We start from the raw sequence: 20,083 nt of genomic DNA, 5'->3' as shown, positions 1-20,083 counted from the left end.
TTATCATTTATATACTAAAAATGGAAAGAATAGATTTTCTAATTGCTTTAAATATTTTTTTTTTTTCACATAAATCCGGTGGTGATAAAACATAATCAGATGTTACATAATTTTTCTGTGGTCTACCAATCCCAATTGATAAACGCTGATAAAAAGTTTTTTTTTTAAATGCTTGAATAATTCCTTTTAATCCTTTATGTCCATTACTTCCAAAACCATTTTTCAGTTTTACTTCACCAGGTTCTAAATCTAATTCATCATGAATAATTAACATTTCTGATAATTTTATATTATAAAAAGAAGATATTTTTAATATTGGTAAAAAATTTAAGTTCATAAAAATATCTGGAATAAATAAAATAATTTTTTTTTTTGAATATATAATATTACTTTCATATCCATTAAATTTTTTTATTTTAATAAATTTTTTATTATATAATTTTGATAACATTTCGAGATACCATACTCCTGTATTATGACGTGTTTTATTATATTTTAACACTGGATTTCCTAGTCCTATTATCATTTTTATATTTTGCAAAATTTAATACCCTAAATTATTATTAATATGAAAAATATTTTAAAAATAAAGATACTTTTCTATATACTACAAATGTATATAAAAATTTAAAAAAGATATTTTTTTAAAAAAAAAAAAAAAAAAAAAAATAAAAAAATAGATTTATTTTAAAAGAAATGTAATTAAAAAATTTTTAAAATAATAAATTTATTATATATAAAAATAGACATGCTAAATATCTAGAAAATATTTAAAAAATTTTATATCACATACAACAGTTTATTCAATAAAAAATTTATTTTATGTGTTTATAAATTTATATTAAAATTCTATAAATGATATTAGTTTCCTAAAACTACTTTAAATTAAAATTTAATACAAATATTTTTAAAAATCAAAAAATAAAAAAATAATAAAAATATTTTCTATCTAAAAAAAAGATAAAAAATATTTATAATAATTTTAATTTTATTATATACAAAATAATTTTCTTCATTTATATTTTTTAAAATATTCAACTCAAGAAGAAATATTTATATAAAATTTTATTTGTTATTCTTAACATATCAAGATGAATATGTTAAATTTTAATCTTTAAAATTAAAATTCTTTACTTATATTATAGATATCGCTTTCTAAAAAAATTTATAAATTTCTAATATAAATTAGAATTATATTTTCATTCTGGAATAAATAATGCATACAATAAAAAAAAAAAGTTTATTGAGTAAAAGATTTAGAACATTTTATCCAGTTGTAATTGATGTAGAAACAGCAGGTTTTAATCCAAAAACTGATGCAATTTTAGAAATTGCAGTTATTACATTAAATATGAACGAAAATGGTTGGTTAAACATTGAAAAAAAAATTCATTTCCATGTTAAACCATTCCAAGGATCTTTAATTAAAAAAGAAGCTTTATCTTTTAATAAAATTGATCCTTTTAATCCGTTAAGAGGAGCTGTCAGTGAAAAACAAGCGCTCAAAGAAATTTTCTCAATTATTTATCAAGGAATAGAAAAATATGGCTGTAGTAAAGGAATTATTGTAGCACATAATGCAAATTTTGATCATAATTTTCTTATGGAAGCATGCAAAAGAGGAAAACACAGAAATAATCCTTTTCATCCGTTTGCAACATTTGACACAGCAGCATTAAGCGGATTAGCAGTAGGGCAAACAGTATTATCTAAAGCATGTAGAGCAATAGGATTATCTTTTGATAATAATCAAGCGCATTCAGCTTTATACGATACTTTAAAAACTGCACATTTATTTTGTAAGATTGTTAATCGTTGGAAAAAATTAGGTGGTTGGCCTATAAAAAAAAAATATAAAAAATTTTTCAAAGATACAATGTAAAATTTTTTTCTAAAATTTTATACATTATATCTTCAAATTTCAAAAAAATATGTTTTAAACAAATATTTAAAATAATTCTTTATTTTAAAATTTCATTTTTTTTTAACAAACATTTTTTAATAATTTTTTTTAATTTACCGCGATGAAATAAATCTTCCATAATATCACTTCCACCGATTAATTCTCCTGAAATCCATAATTGAGGAAAAGTTGGCCAATTAGAAAAAATAGGCAATTCTCTTCTAATATCTGGATTTTGAATAACATCTATATATGCAAATCGTACTTTTAAAGATGATAAAATTTTTACTGCTTTTGCAGAAAAACCACAACTAGGAAATTCAGGAGAACCTTTCATATAAAGAAGAATAGGATTTTTATTAATTTGATCTTGAATTTTGGAAATAATTTTCATAAAAAAATACCTCTATTAAAGAATAATAAGATTATAAAATGAATATATTTTATTTGTAATTAAAAAAAATATATTTATAATATATTTATTAAATAATACAAACATACTAAAATATTTATGATATTCATTTAATTAAATATTATAAACATTTATATTTATGGGGCTGATTTTGGATTTGACAAAATATTTTTATATTAGTGTGCATGACGAGGTTCGGTTTGCCTCGTTAAAAAACCGAAAAAAAATATCTGCAAAAAATAACAACGAATACGCTTTAGCAGCTTAAAAAACTGTTTTAAAGCCCATTTTAATTTTATTTTCTTCTCTTAAAATAAAATTATGTATAATGGATATAAAATTTAGAGATCGCATAAAAAGTTTGTTTTTGCTTTTTATGTTAAAAAAAAAAACTATTTTTCTTTTTAAACGTCTTTAATAAAAAAGAAAAAGAAAAAAAATTATATAAGACTAATCATGTAGTACATTAATAAAAAAAATTTTTTGGACGCGGGTTCAAATCCCGCCAGCTCCAAAATAAAATAATTATAATCATATTACGAAAATCCAATTAAATTTATATTTTTTTTTGATGAAAGAATTTTTTCAATCTTTAAAAAATTTATATTAAAAATTCATGTAAAAAATTTACTTTTGTTATTTAAAATATTTTTGGAAAAAAAAATGCAAAAAAAAAAACAATCAAAAAAAAAACATTCTCAAGAAAAATATAGCGTAAATCAAAAGATAGAAAAAAAAAAAGATAAAAAAATTAAAAAATTAAAAAAAAAAATTAACGAAATAAAAAAAAAAATTAAAGAATCTCCTTTAAGATTATTTGCAAAAATTGAAAATTTAAAAAAAAAAACTCAAGAAAACATTCAATCTATAAAAAAAGAAAAAAAAAAAATATTTTTTGAAAAAATTTATATCGTGTTAAATAATCTTAAAAAAATTATTGATAAATTAAAATCTAAAAAATGTGAAAATATTCCAGAATTTCAAGGAATTATATTAATCAAGCAATCTTTAAAAGAAATAATTAAAAAAAATATAAAAAAATGTAATATAAATGTAAAAAAAAACTAAAAAATAACTTTCAAAAAAATCAAAATAACTAATCTATACTCCAATCAATAACTTTTTTTTTTTGCTTTAAAAGAATTTTATTTACAATAGAAAAATGTTTACAACCAAAAAAACCTCTATATGCAGAAAAAGGAGATGGATGTGATGCACATAAAATATAATGTTTATTTTTATTAATTAAATTAATCTTTTTTTGTGCATATAATCCCCATAAAAGAAATATAATTCCAGAATGATACTGATTGATTAAATATATGACATAATCTGTAATTTCCTCCCATCCATATTTTATATGAGAACAAGGTGAATTTCGAGAAACTGTCAATATAGAATTTAAAAGAAAAACACCTTGTTTAGCCCATTTTTTTAAATCACCAGATTTAATTTTAATGTTTTTGTGTATATCCGAAGTTAATTCTTTAAATATATTTTTTAAAGAAGGAGGATAATTAACTCCTTTATTTACAGAAAAACATAAACCATTAGCTTGATTTGGTTTAAAATATGGATCTTGTCCTAAAATAACTACTTTAATACGTTCAAATTCAGTGAAACGAAAAACATTAAAAACATCTTTTTTTTTAGGATAAATGTCTTGAAAATTTCTTTCATAATTAATTTTTTGAATAATTTTAAAAATTTTATTTTTTTTTTTTTTAATAAATTTTTCCAAGTAAAAATATTATTTTTCATGAGATTTCCAAAAAATTATTTCTTGTAAAAAAATGATTATTTAAAAATATAAAAATAAATTAAATTTACTATAAATAATATAAAAAATATTATAAAATTAAAAATATAAAATACTTTATTTTCAAAAAAATAAATTAATTTATTATATAATATCCATTATATAAAAATAACCTCTTAAGGAAGGATTTCATGACATTAGTTACTCAGTTAGCTCCTGATTTTATAACATCTGCAGTCTTAAAAAACGGAAAAATTATTGATAATTTTCATTTTAAAAAATATATATCTAAAAAAAAAGCTGTTTTATTTTTCTGGCCAATGGATTTTACTTTTGTTTGTCCATCAGAAATTTTATCTTTCAATAAATATTATAAAGAATTTAAAAATAGAAACGTAAAATTAATAGGAATATCATTTGATTCAGTTTTTACTCATTTAGCTTGGCAAAAAACAAAATATAAAAAAGGAGGAATTGGACCAATAAAATTCGTTATGGCATCTGATATTAAAAGAAATATACAAAAATCTTATGGAATAGAACACCCTATATTAGGAATGGCATTAAGAGCATCTTTTTTAATTGATGAAAATAGAATTATTCGACATCAAATTGTTAATGATCTTCCTTATGGAAGAAATATTAAAGAAATGTTAAGAATGATTGATTCTTTAATTTTTTACAAAAAAAATGGAGAAGTATGTCCAGCAAACTGGAATATAAAAAAAGAAGGAATGCAACCTACTCCTGAAGGCGTTTCAAGATATCTTGCAAAAAAAATGAAAAAAATATAATTTCATTCGATTAATCAAATATATAAAATAATTTCCATCATTTGATTAATCGAAATATAAAAAAATAAATAAATCTTTTTCTTAAAAATATTTTTTTTTAAAAAAATATAAATTCAAATTTATTATTTTTTTCTAAAAATTATCATCCTCTAAATCATCATCTAAAAAATTTTCATTGTTTCTTTCTTGATGATCATCATTTTCAAAAAAATTCTTCTCATTATTTAAACTATGATCATTTAAAAAAGAATCATCATTCTCTACTTGATTCTCTTGAAAATTATTTAAATGATTTTCAAAAGGTTCAGAGCTCTCTATATTGTCTACATATATATTATTATTAATTTCTTGAGATTCTTCAGATGGAAAATAATTTTCATGTGCAATATGTAAAATTTCTTCATCTGGTCGATGATGGCTAAATAAATTCATTAACATATTTCCAGCAACCATCCCTCCTGCTACTCCTGCTGCTGTTTGCAAAGCATTTCCAAGAAAACTATTTTCAGAAGAAATAGAATTATTATTTATTGGAACGGACGTATCAGGATGATTTCTATGCATATGATAAGATGCATTTCCTTGATTATTATTTTTAAAAAATTTTTCTCCATTTTTTTCAGATGAAAGATATTTATCAAGTAATCCAGATAAAAAAGTTTTTTTAGAAGTGGAATGAGAATTTTTGTGTATTTTTTTTTGTAATTCATCAATAATTTGATTTAATTTTTTTATAGCAACTTCTTGAACTAAAATTGTTTGAATCATGTAATATACAGAATTTTTTTGCTTTTCATAGCAATCATTAATAAATTTTTCTGCATCTTTATCTCTAACAGAAGATTTTTCTTCAGCTTTTTTAAGACGAAAAAACAATTCTTCAACTAATTTTTTTTCTTTCTTATCCATATTATCCTTTAATAATTAACGTATAAAATACTATTAAAAAATATTTTCTTATTTAGTAAAATTAATTTTTTATTAAATATAATAAATATTTTAAAATAAATTAAAATAATAGTAAAACTCTATTTTACATATATTCATATAAAATACTTAATAAAAAATTATATTTCGCTAAGATTCAAGGAATTATAGCATTATGTTATAATTAAAAATTAAAATAAGAACTATAAAAATAAAAATAAAGAGAAAAAATTTAATGACAAAATTTGCTAAAGAAATAATAAATGTAGAAATTGAAAAAGAATTAAAAAATTCTTATTTAGATTATGCAATGTCTGTAATTATTGGTAGAGCATTACCTGATGTAAGAGATGGATTAAAACCAGTACATAGAAGAATACTTTTTGCTATGTATATCTTAAAAAACACCTGGAACAAACCATATAAAAAATCTGCACGTATAGTCGGTGATGTCATTGGAAAATATCATCCACATGGAGATACAGCTGTATATGATTCTATTGTGAGAATGGCGCAATTTTTTTCTTTGAGATATATTCTCATTGATGGTCAAGGAAATTTTGGATCTATTGATGGAGATTCTCCTGCAGCCATGAGATATACTGAAATTAGAATGTCAAAAATAACACATACTCTTTTAAATGATTTAGATAAAAAAACTGTAAAATTTACAAAAAATTATGATGGATCAGAAAAAATTCCAGAAATCCTACCTGCAGAAATTCCTAATCTATTAATTAACGGGTCATCTGGAATAGCTGTAGGAATGGCTACAAACATACCACCACATAACCTATGTGAAACAATTAATGCCTGTTTACAATATATAAAAAATCCAGAAATTAGTTTAAAAAAACTAATGAAATATCTTCCTGGGCCTGATTTTCCAACATATGGAATAATTAACGGAAAAGAAGGAATAAAAAAAGCATATAAAACAGGAAAAGGTAAAATATACATTCGAGCTAGAATAAAAATTGAAAAAAATATAAAGACAAAAAAACAATCAATAATAATATATCAACTACCTTATCAAACAAATAAATCTCGTTTAATTGAAAAAATTGCTCTTCTTGTAAAAGAAAAAAAAATTGAAGGAATCTCTGCTTTAAGAGATGAAAGCGATAAAGATGGAATGAGAATTGTTATTGAAATTAAAAAAGAATCTATTTCTGAAATTATTTTAAATAAATTATACTCTTTAACAGGATTACAAACATCTTTTGGAATTAATATGGTAGCTCTAGATCAAGGTCAGCCAAAATTAATGAATTTAAAAGATATATTAAAATCTTTCATTATGCATAGAAAAGAAATTGTAACGCGTAGATGTTTGTTTAATTATAAAAAATATAAAAAAAAAATTTTCTTATTAGAAGGTTTAGCAATTGCATTAAATAACGTAGATTTGATTATTAAATATATAAAAAAATCCAAAAATACTGAAATAGCAAAAAAACTTCTATTATCAAAAAAATGGAAAATTAATTCTTTTACAAAAAAGTTAATAAAAAAAAAATATACAAATATTAAAACATATGTTTTTAATATTATCCAAGTTAATAAAATACTAAATACAAGATTAAACAAATTAACTCATTTAGAATGCGAAAAAATTTTCTCACAATATAAAAATATCAAAAAAAAAATTTCTTATTTAAAAAAAATATTAAATCATGAAAAAAATATGCTAAAAGTTATTAAAGAAGAACTAAAAAACATTAAAAAAAATTTTGGAGATCCTAGAAGAACTGAGATAAAAAAAAAAACATCAAATATCAAAATACAAGATATGATTACTTCTAAAAATGTCGTAGTCACATTATCACATGCAGGATACGTAAAATATCAACCAATTAATGAATATGAAGCACAAAAAAGAGGAGGAAAAGGAAAATATGCCGCTAAAATGAAAGCAAAAGATTATATTGAAAACCTTGTTATAGCAAATACGCATGATACAATACTATGTTTTTCTAGTAAAGGAATAATATATTGGATGAAAGTGTATCAACTTCCAGAATCAAATCGTCATTCTAGAGGAAAACCTATAGTTAATTTATTACCATTAAATAAAAAAGAAAGAATAACTGCTATTTTACCACTAAAAAAATATAAAAAAAAAAAAAATATATTTATGGCTACATCATTAGGAATTGTTAAAAAAACAGCTTTAAAAAAATTCCAAAATCCTAGAAATAAAGGGATTATTGCATTAAATTTAAAAAAAAATGATGAATTAATAGGAGTTTCATTAACTAGTGGAAGTGATAATATTATGTTATTTACTTCTAAAGGAAAAGTGGTACAATTTTCAGAAAAATATGTAAGATCAATGGGAAGAAATGCTACTGGAGTAAAAGGAATCAAAATAGACAAAAAAGATAAAGTAGTTTCTTTAATAATTCCTAAAAAAAAAGGAGAAATTCTAGTTATTACAAAAAAAGGATATGGTAAAAGAACAAACATTAAAGAATTTCCAATTAAATCTAGATTAACAAAAGGAGTAATATCTATAAAAATTACTAAAAAAAACAAATCCGTTGTCAAAGCAATTCAAGTACAAGAAAATAACCAAATAATAATTATTACAAATGCTGGCAAACTTGTAAGAACAAGAGTATCAGAAATAAATATTTTAAAACGTAATACGCAAGGAGTTATTTTAATCAGAATGTTCAAAAAAGAAAAAGTAGTTGGTTTACAAAAAATACAAGAAAAACTTATATAAACAATTGATTTAAAAAATAAAATTTAAAATACTAATAATATGTAATAAAAAAATTTTTAACAGGTAATAAAAGTGAAACAAAATTTATATGTTATAAAAAGAAATGGAAAAAAAGAACTGATTAATTTAGAAAAAATTCATAAAGTATTAAATTGGGCATCTAAAGGATTAAAAAAAATTTCTATTTCACAAATTGAACTTAAATCTAGAATACAATTCTATAATGGAATTAAAACAATTAATATCCATGAAACAATAATTAAATCTGCAGCTGATTTAATTTCAAAAGAAAATTCAGATTATCAATATTTATCAGCAAGATTGGTAGTTTTTCATTTACGAAAACAAGCATATGGTCAATTTCATCCTCCTAAATTATATCAGTTTATAAAAAGAATGGTAAAAAAAAAAAAATATGATAAAAAAATACTTGAAAAATATTCTAAAACTGAAATTCATACAATAAATACTTTTATTAAACATAAAAGAGATATGAATTTTTCATATGCAGCTATTAAACAAATGGAAGGAAAATACTTAATAAAAAATAGAGTGACAGGAAAAATTTATGAAACAGGACAATTTCTATATATTCTAATTTCAATGTGTATATTCTCAAATTATCCTAAAAAAAATAGACTAAAATATATAAAAAAATTTTATGATTCTATTTCAAATTTTGAAATTTCATTACCGACTCCTATTATGGCTGGAGTTAGAACTCCCAATCGTCAATTTAGTTCATGCGTTCTAATTGAATGTGATGATAGTTTAGATTCAATTAATGCTACATCAAATTCAATAATAAAATACGTTTCAAAACGTGCTGGAATTGGAATTAACGGAGGAAAGATAAGAGCTTTAGGAAGCCCTATAAGAAATGGAGAAGCATTTCATACAGGTTGTATACCTTTTTATAAACACTTTCAAACAGCTGTAAAATCATGTTCTCAAGGAGGTGTTAGAGGAGGATCCGCAACCTTATTTTATCCAATATGGCATTTAGAAGTAGAAAATTTAATTGTTTTAAAAAATAATAGAGGAATTGAAGAAAATAGAATTAGACATATGGATTATGCAGTACAAATAAATAAATTGATGTATAAAAGAATGATTCTAGGAAAACAAATTACATTATTTAGTCCATCTGATGTTCCTCATTTATATAAATATTTTTTTTCAGATCAAATAAAATTTAAAAAATTATATTTAAAATATGAAAAAAATAAAAAAATTCGTCAAAAAAAAATTAACGCATTAGATTTATTTTCATTGATTCTAAAAGAAAGAACATCGACTGGAAGAATATATATACAAAATGTAGATCATTGTAATACTCATAGTGCATTTAATCCTAAAAAAGCTCCAATTAAACAATCAAATTTATGCCTAGAAATTACATTACCAACAAAACCACTCAATGATCTTCATGATAAAAAAGGAGAAATTGCACTTTGTACATTGTCTGCAATTAACCTTGGAAAAATAAAAAAAATACAAGAAATAAAAAAAATCGCAGATCTAATTGTACGTGCACTTGATGAAATATTAGATTATCAAAAATATCCAATTTACGCAGCAAAAAAAAGTGCTCAAAATCGAAGATCATTAGGTATAGGTGTTATCAATTTTGCATATTATCTAGCTAAAAATAAAGTACGTTATTCTGATGGAAGTGCAAATAAAATCACTCACAAAACATTTGAAGCAATACAATATTATCTTTTAATAGCATCATGTAATTTATCTAAAGAAAAAGGACCATGTAAATCTTTTCAAGATACAAACTATTTTCAAGGAATTCTACCAATAGATACATATAAAAAAGATATTGATACTATATGTGACGAAAAACTACATTTAAATTGGGAAAAATTAAGAAACAAAATAAAAAAATACGGATTAAGAAATTCTGCTTTATCTGCATTAATGCCATCAGAAACTTCTTCTCAAATTTCTAATGCAACAAATGGAATTGAACCACCAAGAGGATATATTACTGTTAAAGCATCAAAAGATGGAATACTCAAACAAGTAGTTCCAGAATATGAAAAATTAAAATCAAATTATGAACTTCTTTGGAATATTCCAAATAATACAGGATATCTACATTTATGTGGAATTATGCAAAAATTTATTGATCAATCTATTTCCGCAAACACAAATTATGATCCAAAAAAATTTAAAAACGAAAAAATACCAATTAAAATACTTATACAAGATTTATTAATTGCTTATAAATATGGATTAAAAACTTTATATTATCAAAACACCAAAGATGAAACAAAAATATTACAAAATAAATTTTCTGATAAAAATCATAAACAAAACTGCAACGAAATATGTTTTATTTAAAATTATGAAATTTAAGGTTATAAAATGAAATTTACTACTTTCTCAAAAAAAAAAAATAATCAATTAAAAGAACCAATGTTTTTTGGTCAATCAGTTAACATTTCTAGATATGATCAACAAAAATATATTATTTTTGAAAAAATCACAGAAAAACAATTATCCTTTTTTTGGAGACCAGAAGAAATTGATCTTTCAAAAGATAGAATAGATTTTCAAAATTTATCAAAAAATGAAAAACATATTTTTTTAAGTAATTTAAAATATCAAACACTCTTAGATTCAATTCAAGGAAGAAGTCCAAATATTGCATTTTTACCAATTGTTTCTATACCTGAACTCGAAACCTGGATTCAAACATGGTCTTTTTCAGAAACTATTCATTCGAGATCATATACTCATATTATAAGAAACATTACTCATTCTCCATCTTTAATATTTAATGATATTATTGATAACAAAAATATCTCACGTAGAGCGAAAGATATTGCCAAATATTATGATGAATTAATTAATTTAACATACTATTGGAATTTATTTGGAGAAGGTAATCATATTATTAATAATAAAAAAAAAAAAATTACATTAAAAAAATTAAAAGAAAAACTATATCTATGTTTAATTAGCGTAAACGCATTAGAAGCTATTCGATTTTATGTAAGTTTTGCTTGTTCTTTTGCGTTTGCTGAAAGAAAAATAATGGAAGGAAATGCAAAAATTATTAAATTAATTGCAAGAGATGAATCATTACATCTAACAGGAACACAACATATATTAAATATTCTTTATCATAGAAAAAACGAATCAATGTATAAAACAATCATAAAAAACAAAAAAAAAGCGTATAAAATATTTTTGATCGTAGCAGAACAAGAAAAAAACTGGGCAAAATACCTTTTCAAAGATGGATCAATGCTTGGTTTAAATCAAGAAATTATTTGTCAATATATTGAATATATCACAAATATTAGAATGAAATCTATTGGCTTTCAACCTTTTTTTAAAACTCGTTCTAATCCTATTCCTTGGATTAATTCCTGGTTAATCTCAGATAATGTTCAAGTCGCTCCACAAGAAGTTGAAACAACTTCTTATTTAGTAGGACAAATTAATTCCGATATACCAAACAAATACTTTAAAAATTTTAAATTATAAATATGAACAAAAAAATTATTACAATACATAATAAAAACATACAAATACAATGTAAAAAAAAAAAATTATCTTTATTAAAAATTTTAATAAAAAATAATATTTATATTTGTTATCAATGTCAAGAAGGATACTGTGGAACATGTAGAATTATTCTCCTTAAAGGAAGAGTATTTTATAAAAAAAATCCTTTAGCTTCTTTACAAAAGAACGAAATTCTGACATGTTGTTGTAAAATTTCAAATGATATTACAATAAAATTGTATACATAAGAATTTATAAAGTAATATTTAAAAATTTTTTTTAAATGCTTGAATAGATGTCACTGCAATAGTATATACAATATCTTGAATAGTTGCACCTCTTGAAAGATCATTTACTGGCTTACTTAAACCTTGTATAATTGGACCTACAGAAATTATAGAACAAGATCTTTGTACTGCTTTATAAGTAATATTTCCACTATTTAAATCTGGAAAAATAAAAACATTTGCTTCTCCAAAGATTTTTGAATCAGGGCACTTAATTCTTGCAACACTAGAATCTGTAGCAGAATCATATTGTATTGGTCCTTCTATAATTAAATCAGGTCTTTGATTTCGTACTAAATCAGTAGCAATTTTAACTTTATCTACCATTTTCCCTGTTCCAGAATTATTTGTAGAATATGATAACATAGCAATTTTTGGAATAATTCCAAATAATTTTGCAGAATCAGCAGATTGTATAGCAATTTCAGATAAATCTAAAGCGCTAGGATTAGGATTAATCGCGCAATCTCCGTATACAAAAACTTTTTTATCAAACAACATAAAAAATATGGATGAAATTAATTTTGTATTTTTTTTCATCCTAATTATTTTTAATGCAGGACGAATAATATCAGCAGTAGTATTTTCAATTCCTGCAACTAATCCATGATATTTAGAAAAATTTTTCAAAAGTATCATAGATATTATGATATTATTTTTTTTCAAAATTTTTTTACATTCATTTAAATCAAAATTTTTATAAATTTTACTAAAAAAACTAATATAATCATTTATTAATAACTGAGGATTATAAACTTTTATTTCCTGAGGTAAAATTAAATTTAATTCTTTAGCTCTCATATAAATAAGAGAAGGATTTCCAAATAAAACACAATTACAAATATTTAATTTGTAGCATAAATATGCAGCTTGAATAATTTTCTTATTTTCTCCTTCAGGTAAAATAATTGTTCGTTTCAATTTCTTTGAATTATTTTTTAATTGATATAAAAAATTATAAGAAGAAATATTTTTGTTCATTCCCTTATTTCTTAATGTTGAAAAAATAACATCAGAAAGAACAGAAAACATCACTTTCTTACGCTTTTCTCTAAAAATTTTTTCACGAAAAAAATTTATTTTATTTAAGGAACAAAAAATTTCAAAACTATTAATGTGTGTAAAAAAAATAGAAATTCCAAAACTCTTAAAATTTAAATATAACTCACTTTTTAAAATATCAGATTGATCATTTTGAATAACCAATATAGAAAAAACAATATTATTTTTCTGAAAAAAATATGAAAAACTTTTTAAAGAAGAAAAATCAGAAGAATAAATAATCAATAAAGTGTTTCTATTTAAAAATTTCTCTATATCCGGATCACCATTTTTATATAATAAAATTAAATTTATTAATAAATCTTTTGTATTCTGTAAATACTTTTTTTTAACATATAATTCTTTTAATAAAATTTTTTGACTAATATAAAGATTTTTTTTACCTAAAGATACTACTCCTAAAATAGAATTTTCTTTATACTGTAGAAAAACATTTTTTGAAAAAGATTTCTGAAATATTTTTTTTTTCTCTTGTAAAAAATATTTTTGAAAATCTTGATATTTTTCTAAAAAAAAATTATCTACAACATTAATAATAATTCCTAAATTTCTAGAAGAATCATTCTTTAAAAAAAAATTATTCATTAAATAATTTTTATATAAAAAATCTTTAATAAAATTTCCTTGTAAAGTACAAACAAAAATAATTTCTGCATTTAAAATATTTGAAATATCTAAATTTAATTGATTAAAAAAATTTATAGAAATATCTTCATTACATGAAAATCCTTCTATTAAAAAAATTTCTTCTTTATTTTTTTTTAAATCAAAATGTAAAATATTTTCTAAAAATTTAACATATTGTTCTTGATTTAATAACGAAGTATAATCATTCATATAAGAAGCTTTCATGACTTGACAAGTCTTATAAAATTTTTTTAAATAATAAGATGTATCTTTTATATTTTTTTTTCTAAAAGGACTAAAAAAACCGAAAGAAATATTCTTCTTTTTTAAAATGCTCGCATAAGATAAAATTGCAGAAGTAATTTCTTTATTTCTACCTATTGGAATAAATATAATATTACGTGTCATAAAATTACCTTCACAATTAAAATAATTTATTAAAAAATTTTTTAAAATTTATTTATTATCTATTAATTTTTGAGTTTCTAAAGCGATAAATAATTCTTCCTTGGTTGGAATAACTAATATAAAACGAGAATTTTTTTTATTAATAAAATAATTTTTATTTTCTTTAACAGTATAATTTAAATGTTCATCTATATGAAATCCTAATAAACTTAATTTTGAAATTACTTTTTTTCTTATAAAGAAAGAATTTTCTCCAATACCTCCTGTAAAAACAATTGCATCTAATTTCCCATTCATCAAACTACTATACCCACTAATATATTTAGCTAATCGATGACAAAAAATATCTATAGATAATTTAGCTTTTTGACTATTATAATAATTTTTTTCTAAATAACGACAATCACTATTTTTATTATTTATTCCTAATAAACCTGATTTTTTTGTTAAAATATTTTCTATTTTTTTTATTTTTAAACCTAATTTATTATACATAAAAAATATTATTGCTGGATCTAAATCTCCACTTCTAGTTCCCATCACTAAACCCTCTAATGGAGTTAAACCCATAGAAGTATCAATTGAATTACCATTTTTAATAGCAGTGATAGAAGATCCGTTTCCTAAATGACAACAAATAATATTTAATTCTTTTCTGGATTTTTTTAAAATTTTTTCTATTTTTAACATTATATAACTATAACTAATTCCATGTGCTCCATAACGTCGAATTTTATATTTTTTATAAAATTCATACGGAATTGCATATAAATAAGAACGTTTCGGAAGAGAAGTATGAAAAGAAGTATCAAAAACAGCAACATTTTTATTTTTTAAATACGGAAAAAATTTATATGAAATATCAATCCCAATTAAATTTGCTGGATTATGTAACGGTGCAAAAATTGATGAATTTCGAATAATTTCTAATACATTTTTATTAATTTTTATAGAACAATTAATTTGATCTCCTCCATGAACTATTCTATGACCAATTCCATAAATTTTTTCATAATATTTAAAACAATTTTTTTTCAAAAAACGAAAAACAAAACTTAAAGCATGAAAATGATCAGTATAATTTGGTAATTTTTTTTGATAAATTTTAGAATTTATAGTTATATTAACTCTTGTATCTTTTAAAAATAAACACTCAACATTTCCAAAAACATATTTTTTTTTAGTTAATGGATTTAAGATTGCAAATTTTACAGAAGAACTACCGCAATTTAAAACTAAAATTAATTTTTCTAGCATAATTTTTACTCCTAAATAAAAATAAAAACAATTAAAGTTGTTTTTTTAATTTTCATATATATTAAAATTTTAATATTTAAATATTACCTTTAAAAATTTTTTAATGCAAAGTACAAATATTATTTTTAATAGATTGAATCTTTAATTTTAAAATATCAATAATAGGATCATCAGGACATTTATAAATAAAATAAGACAAATCTTCTATTGCAACTTCATAACATCCTAATTGAGAATAAATTAATCCTCTATCTCGCACTTCATATGGATCTTTTGGAAAAATTTTCAATAAAACATTACTTACATTTAATGCTAATTCTATTTTTTTTTCTTCCATTAAAGAAGATTTAAGAACATTAAAAAATTTCTTTAATACGTCTTTAGATTTAGCAACTTTTAAATAACTTTCATTAAGATCAATTGTAGAACTAATATTTCCTTTTAACCAAAGGTCTAAAACACGATTATTTAAAATCTCTCCATTAAAAGGATTAATTAATAAAGTTTTTTTATTAGATAAATTAGATTTTAAAATAATCTGTGTAGGAAAAATTACTGGGTCTAAAGAAATATTTAATTTGTTAGCAAAATGTAATAAAATTATTCCTAAAGATAAAGCTGTTCCCCTATAAGTTTGTAAAACTTTATCTAATAACAACACATCTGATAAATTATACTTTCCATTAATTTCTTTAAATCTCCAAATAAAATAAAATAAATTTAATAAATTTTTTAACTGATTGTGAGAATTTTTTTCAAAAGATAAATGCTCTTTAGCTTCTTTAATTTTTTTTTTTATTTGAAAAAAAAATAATTTTTCAGGAAAATCTGAAATAATTTTTTTTAAACAAAAGGATACAGATTCTAAAATAGTTAATTTAGAAAAATTCACACCTAAAAAATCTTTCATGTTTTTACCAAATGAATATATTAAAATAATTGATAATCATGTATAAAAATATCTTTTTAAACATAAATATATTAAAATATTACTTGCCCTACAGTAACTCGATTTTTTCTATTTAGATCTTTATATGTTTTTATATTAAAATAAAAATATTTTTTAAATAAATATTTTACTTGTTTTTTCTGTTTCCATCCATGTTCTATTAATAACCAACCTTTATTTTTTAAATACTTTTTAGAATTTTTAATAATATGAATTATATCAGAAAAACCATTTTTTTTTGAATATAACGATGTAATTGGCTCAAAAAGTAAATTTCTTTTATACAAAAAAAATTCTTTTTTACTAATATATGGTGGATTACTAACAATTAAGTTATATTTCTTATTATCTACACAAGAAAACCAATTACTACAAAAAAAATTCACATTTTTAATATTTAATTTCCTAGCATTATATAATGCTAAATCAACAATTTTATTTGTATAATCTATTCCTGTTACACAACAATTTTTATTAGAATACGCAATAGAAATTGCAAGATTGCCACATCCAGTTCCTAAATCTAAAACATTCCACGAAGAATTATTTATTTTTTTTAAAGCAATTTCAACTAATATTTCACTATCCGGTCTAGGAATTAATACTCTTTTAGAAACAAAAAAATTCAATGACCAAAATTCTTTGTTATGTATTAAATATGCAATAGGCTCATTACAAGATCTTCGTTTAATTAACTTATTTAAAAAATAAATTTCTTCATCATTTAACACATACTCTTCAAAACATAAAATCCAACTACGTTTTTTTTTTAAAACATAACTCAATAAAATATCAATATCTAATTTAAAATTAAAAATTTTATTTAATTTTTTTAACGCATAATTTTTCCATTCTTTGATATTCATTTATCTATCTCAGATAATTTAGACAATAAATAAGCTTGGTTATCTTGAATAATTGGATCAATTAGAAAATCTAAATTTCCTGATAAAATCTCATCTAATTTATATAACGTTAAATTAATTCGATGATCTGTTACTCTATTTTGAGAAAAATTATATGTTCTATTTCTATCAGAACGCTCTCCACTTCCTAACAATTTTTTTTTTAAAAAAGAAGATTCTTGATGTTTTTTTAAATTTATTGCAGCTTCAATCCTAGCTTGTAAAATAGACAATGCTTTAGATTTATTTTTATGCTGAGAACGTTCGTTTTGACATTCAACTACTATTCCTGTTGGAATATGCATAATTCTAATTGCTGAATCAGTGGTATTTACATGTTGACCACCTGCGCCAGATGATTTAAAGGTATCAATTCTTAAATCTTTCATATTTATTTTTAAACCTTTTTCTTTTGGTAATTCTGGAATAACAGCTACAACACATGTAGAAGTATGTATTCTTCCCTGAGTTTCAGTTTTAGGAACTCTTTGTACTCTATGTCCTCCAGATTCAAATTTCAATCTTCCAAAAGCTCCTTGACCAATTATTTTGAAAACAATTTCTTTAAATCCACCATGCTCTCCATAATGAGAATGTATCAGATCTATTTTCCACTTTTTTAATTCTGCATATCTTACATACATTTTATATAAATCTCCAGAAAAAATTGATGATTCATTTCCTCCAGTTGCAGCGCGAATTTCTATGAAACAATTTAATAAATCTTTTGAATCTTTTGATAATAATGATAAAAATATTTTTTTTTCTAAATTTAACTTTTTTTTCTTCAAAATTTTTAAATCTTCTATAGCCAATGAATAAATTTCTTTATCGTGTAAAATATTTTTTGTTTTTCGAATATTTAATTCATTTTCTTTCCATTTTTTAAATAACAAAACTGTATTTGAAATTTTTAAATGTTCTTTTGATAAATTTAAAAAATATTTTTTATTATGAATAGTATTTTTTTCAGATAAAATTTTTTCCACTTCATATAATCTATTTTCCAAAACTTCTAATTTTTTTAATATAGAAAATTTCATATTTCATAAAAACCTTTTTCTTAAATATATTTAATAAAAAATTTTAAAAATATAAAAAAATAATATCTATATTAAATATCTATAATATAGATATAATAAATTGATACTATTTTAAATATAAATTAATAATATATAAAGGAAATTATTGTAAATAATATAAATTTTTAATAAAATTATTAAATAAAATTTTTAAATATAAAAAAATTTTCAAAAACTTTATTTATTCATTTTTTTTAAAATATGTAAAGTAAAAACTTTTTTATAAAATTTCAAGAAATTTTTATATATTATTTTAATTTAATAAATTATATAGGATTTATATGTCTGATATGAAATTATTTGCTGGAAATTCAATACCTAAATTAGCTCATTCTATTGCAAAATTATTAAATTCTAATTTAGGAAAAGCAACAGTCAATCGATTTAGTGATGGAGAAATTAGTGTAAAAATTGATGAAAATGTTAGAGGAGGAGATATATTTGTTATTCAATCTATTTGTGCTCCATCTAATGATAATTTAATGGAATTAATTGTTATGATCGATGCTTTAAGAAGAGCATCAGCTGGAATAATTACAGCAGTAATACCTTATTTTGGATATGCTAGACAAGATAGACGCGTAAGATCAGCAAGAGTTCCTATTACAGCAAAAGTAATTGCAGATTTTTTATCTAACGTAGGAGTAGACCGTATTTTAACCGTTGATTTACATGCTGAACAAATTCAAGGATTTTTTGACGTACCAGTAGATAATGTTTTTGGAAGTCTAATACTTTTAGAAGATATGATAAAAAATAAATTGAACAAACCAATAGTGGTATCTCCAGATATTGGAGGAGTAATACGAGCTCGAGCAATCGCTAAACTATTAAATGATACAGAAATGGCAATTATCGATAAAAGACGACCTAGTTCCAATATTTCAAAAATTATGAATATAATAGGAGATGTAAAAAATAGAGACTGTATATTAGTCGATGATATGATTGATACAGGAGGTACATTATGTAATGCATCACTTGCATTAAAAAAAAGAGGAGCAAAAAGAGTCTTTGCTTATGCAACTCATCCAGTATTCTCTGGAAATATTTATTCTAATATTCAAAATTCTTGTTTAGATGAAATTATAGTTTGTGATACAATTCCATTATCGAAAAATATAAAAAAATTATCTAATGTTAGAAAATTAACTTTATCAAAAATGTTAGCAGAAGCAATTAGAAGAATAAGAAATGAAGAATCGATTTCAGCAATGTTTAAACATTAAAAAAATTTTTATAAAAAATTTTATATAAAAATACGAGAAAAAAATAAAATAAATAAATTTTTTTATTTTTTCCTCATTTTATTAAGATATTCCATTCCACAAACGAATATAAAAAACGTTAAATGAATAAAAAATACACAATAATATTTTACACCTGAAAATTTATCTTCTTTCATAAATAATCTTCAAAAATACACAGAAAAAATAGCAATAATAGAAGAAG

At 21.5% G+C, this 20,083-nt stretch carries 17 protein-coding genes and 1 other RNA gene; 9 read left to right on the top strand and 9 right to left on the bottom strand.

What is annotated here, in order from left to right:
* Positions 1-7: 7 nt before the first annotated feature.
* Positions 8-541, bottom strand: a complete 534-nt coding sequence (gene pth, locus AB4W52_RS00710; RefSeq protein ID WP_367675442.1) for an aminoacyl-tRNA hydrolase — start codon at positions 539-541, stop codon at positions 8-10.
* A 675-nt stretch (positions 542-1,216) separates the two neighbouring features.
* Between pth and rnt the strand changes: the two genes are divergently transcribed.
* The gene (gene rnt, locus AB4W52_RS00705) at positions 1,217-1,882 is read left to right on the top strand and encodes a ribonuclease T (protein ID WP_367675441.1); all 666 of its coding nucleotides are present in this window, start codon (positions 1,217-1,219) and stop codon (positions 1,880-1,882) included.
* 79 nt (positions 1,883-1,961) lie between these two features.
* On the opposite strand, the gene grxD is transcribed toward rnt, so the two are convergent.
* A complete protein-coding gene (grxD, locus tag AB4W52_RS00700; RefSeq protein ID WP_367675440.1) occupies positions 1,962-2,297 on the bottom strand; it encodes a Grx4 family monothiol glutaredoxin in 336 nt (111 codons plus the stop codon).
* A 159-nt stretch (positions 2,298-2,456) separates the two neighbouring features.
* On the opposite strand from grxD, the gene ssrA reads away from it, so the two are divergent.
* Both ssrA and grpE read left to right on the top strand, forming a co-directional pair.
* Positions 2,457-2,830, top strand: a transfer-messenger RNA (tmRNA) gene (gene ssrA / locus AB4W52_RS00695).
* A 148-nt stretch (positions 2,831-2,978) separates the two neighbouring features.
* Positions 2,979-3,383 (top strand): nucleotide exchange factor GrpE, encoded by a 405-nt coding sequence (grpE, locus tag AB4W52_RS00690; RefSeq protein ID WP_367675439.1) that lies wholly within the window; start codon positions 2,979-2,981, stop codon positions 3,381-3,383.
* Positions 3,384-3,411: 28 nt separating this feature from the next.
* Here grpE and ung read toward each other — a convergent pair whose 3' ends face one another.
* Positions 3,412-4,056, bottom strand: a complete 645-nt coding sequence (ung, locus tag AB4W52_RS00685; RefSeq protein WP_367675438.1) for a uracil-DNA glycosylase — start codon at positions 4,054-4,056, stop codon at positions 3,412-3,414.
* 209 nt (positions 4,057-4,265) lie between these two features.
* Between ung and AB4W52_RS00680 the strand changes: the two genes are divergently transcribed.
* The gene (locus AB4W52_RS00680) at positions 4,266-4,868 is read left to right on the top strand and encodes a redoxin domain-containing protein (RefSeq protein ID WP_367675437.1); all 603 of its coding nucleotides are present in this window, start codon (positions 4,266-4,268) and stop codon (positions 4,866-4,868) included.
* Positions 4,869-5,000: 132 nt separating this feature from the next.
* Here the strand turns inward: AB4W52_RS00680 and AB4W52_RS00675 are convergent, their stop codons facing one another.
* A complete protein-coding gene (locus AB4W52_RS00675) occupies positions 5,001-5,777 on the bottom strand; it encodes a DUF2076 domain-containing protein (protein WP_367675436.1) in 777 nt (258 codons plus the stop codon).
* A gap of 253 nt (positions 5,778-6,030) precedes the next feature.
* On the opposite strand from AB4W52_RS00675, the gene gyrA reads away from it, so the two are divergent.
* The 4 genes from gyrA to yfaE all read left to right on the top strand — a co-directional run bounded on the left by gyrA (position 6,031) and on the right by yfaE (position 12,302).
* Positions 6,031-8,526, top strand: coding sequence for a DNA topoisomerase (ATP-hydrolyzing) subunit A (gene gyrA / locus AB4W52_RS00670; RefSeq protein WP_367675435.1), 2,496 nt, complete (start codon positions 6,031-6,033; stop codon positions 8,524-8,526).
* 72 nt (positions 8,527-8,598) lie between these two features.
* Positions 8,599-10,881, top strand: coding sequence for a class 1a ribonucleoside-diphosphate reductase subunit alpha (gene nrdA, locus AB4W52_RS00665; protein WP_367675434.1), 2,283 nt, complete (start codon positions 8,599-8,601; stop codon positions 10,879-10,881).
* A 24-nt stretch (positions 10,882-10,905) separates the two neighbouring features.
* The gene (nrdB, locus tag AB4W52_RS00660) at positions 10,906-12,033 is read left to right on the top strand and encodes a class Ia ribonucleoside-diphosphate reductase subunit beta (protein ID WP_367675433.1); all 1,128 of its coding nucleotides are present in this window, start codon (positions 10,906-10,908) and stop codon (positions 12,031-12,033) included.
* A 2-nt stretch (positions 12,034-12,035) separates the two neighbouring features.
* Complete coding sequence (gene yfaE, locus AB4W52_RS00655; protein WP_367675432.1) at positions 12,036-12,302, top strand: class I ribonucleotide reductase maintenance protein YfaE; 267 nt, start codon at positions 12,036-12,038, stop codon at positions 12,300-12,302.
* An 18-nt stretch (positions 12,303-12,320) separates the two neighbouring features.
* Here yfaE and pta read toward each other — a convergent pair whose 3' ends face one another.
* The 5 genes from pta to prfA all read right to left on the bottom strand — a co-directional run bounded on the left by pta (position 12,321) and on the right by prfA (position 18,592).
* Positions 12,321-14,438 carry a phosphate acetyltransferase gene (gene pta / locus AB4W52_RS00650; protein WP_367675431.1) on the bottom strand — a complete coding sequence of 706 codons (2,118 nt, stop codon included), beginning with the start codon at positions 14,436-14,438 and terminating at the stop codon, positions 12,321-12,323.
* Between the two features lie 48 nt (positions 14,439-14,486).
* Complete coding sequence (locus AB4W52_RS00645) at positions 14,487-15,695, bottom strand: acetate kinase (RefSeq protein ID WP_367675430.1); 1,209 nt, start codon at positions 15,693-15,695, stop codon at positions 14,487-14,489.
* Between the two features lie 100 nt (positions 15,696-15,795).
* Positions 15,796-16,605, bottom strand: a complete 810-nt coding sequence (locus tag AB4W52_RS00640; protein WP_367675429.1) for a tetratricopeptide repeat protein — start codon at positions 16,603-16,605, stop codon at positions 15,796-15,798.
* Between the two features lie 71 nt (positions 16,606-16,676).
* Entirely contained in the window at positions 16,677-17,510 is an 834-nt protein-coding gene (prmC, locus tag AB4W52_RS00635; protein ID WP_367675428.1) for a peptide chain release factor N(5)-glutamine methyltransferase, read from the bottom strand.
* Positions 17,507-18,592, bottom strand: a complete 1,086-nt coding sequence (gene prfA / locus AB4W52_RS00630; protein ID WP_367675427.1) for a peptide chain release factor 1 — start codon at positions 18,590-18,592, stop codon at positions 17,507-17,509. The genes prmC and prfA overlap by 4 nt, the downstream gene beginning before the upstream one ends.
* A gap of 320 nt (positions 18,593-18,912) precedes the next feature.
* Here prfA and AB4W52_RS00625 point away from each other — a divergent pair, with 320 nt between their 5' ends.
* Complete coding sequence (locus tag AB4W52_RS00625) at positions 18,913-19,860, top strand: ribose-phosphate pyrophosphokinase (RefSeq protein WP_367675426.1); 948 nt, start codon at positions 18,913-18,915, stop codon at positions 19,858-19,860.
* Positions 19,861-20,083 lie beyond the last annotated feature (223 nt).

Source organism: Buchnera aphidicola (Chaetosiphella stipae setosa), from assembly GCF_964059095.1.
Taxonomy (GTDB): Bacteria; Pseudomonadota; Gammaproteobacteria; order Enterobacterales; family Enterobacteriaceae; genus Buchnera_J; species Buchnera_J aphidicola_BP.
This window is presented reverse-complemented; position numbering and strand designations above follow the sequence as displayed.

Bases quoted from the DNA above. Each gene is read 5' to 3' on its own strand.
- grpE (WP_367675439.1), top strand. From the start codon at position 2,979: ATGCAAAAAAAAAAACAATCAAAAAAAAAACATTCTCAAGAAAAATAT.
- yfaE (WP_367675432.1), top strand. From the start codon at position 12,036: ATGAACAAAAAAATTATTACAATACATAATAAAAACATACAAATACAA.
- AB4W52_RS00680 (WP_367675437.1), top strand. From the start codon at position 4,266: ATGACATTAGTTACTCAGTTAGCTCCTGATTTTATAACATCTGCAGTC.
- AB4W52_RS00625 (WP_367675426.1), top strand. From the start codon at position 18,913: ATGTCTGATATGAAATTATTTGCTGGAAATTCAATACCTAAATTAGCT.
- AB4W52_RS00645 (WP_367675430.1), bottom strand. From the start codon at position 15,695: ATGCTAGAAAAATTAATTTTAGTTTTAAATTGCGGTAGTTCTTCTGTA.
- AB4W52_RS00675 (WP_367675436.1), bottom strand. From the start codon at position 5,777: ATGGATAAGAAAGAAAAAAAATTAGTTGAAGAATTGTTTTTTCGTCTT.
- rnt (WP_367675441.1), top strand. From the start codon at position 1,217: ATGCATACAATAAAAAAAAAAAGTTTATTGAGTAAAAGATTTAGAACA.
- prfA (WP_367675427.1), bottom strand. From the start codon at position 18,592: ATGAAATTTTCTATATTAAAAAAATTAGAAGTTTTGGAAAATAGATTA.
- nrdB (WP_367675433.1), top strand. From the start codon at position 10,906: ATGAAATTTACTACTTTCTCAAAAAAAAAAAATAATCAATTAAAAGAA.
- prmC (WP_367675428.1), bottom strand. From the start codon at position 17,510: ATGAATATCAAAGAATGGAAAAATTATGCGTTAAAAAAATTAAATAAA.
- gyrA (WP_367675435.1), top strand. From the start codon at position 6,031: ATGACAAAATTTGCTAAAGAAATAATAAATGTAGAAATTGAAAAAGAA.
- pta (WP_367675431.1), bottom strand. From the start codon at position 14,438: ATGACACGTAATATTATATTTATTCCAATAGGTAGAAATAAAGAAATT.
- AB4W52_RS00640 (WP_367675429.1), bottom strand. From the start codon at position 16,605: ATGAAAGATTTTTTAGGTGTGAATTTTTCTAAATTAACTATTTTAGAA.
- grxD (WP_367675440.1), bottom strand. From the start codon at position 2,297: ATGAAAATTATTTCCAAAATTCAAGATCAAATTAATAAAAATCCTATT.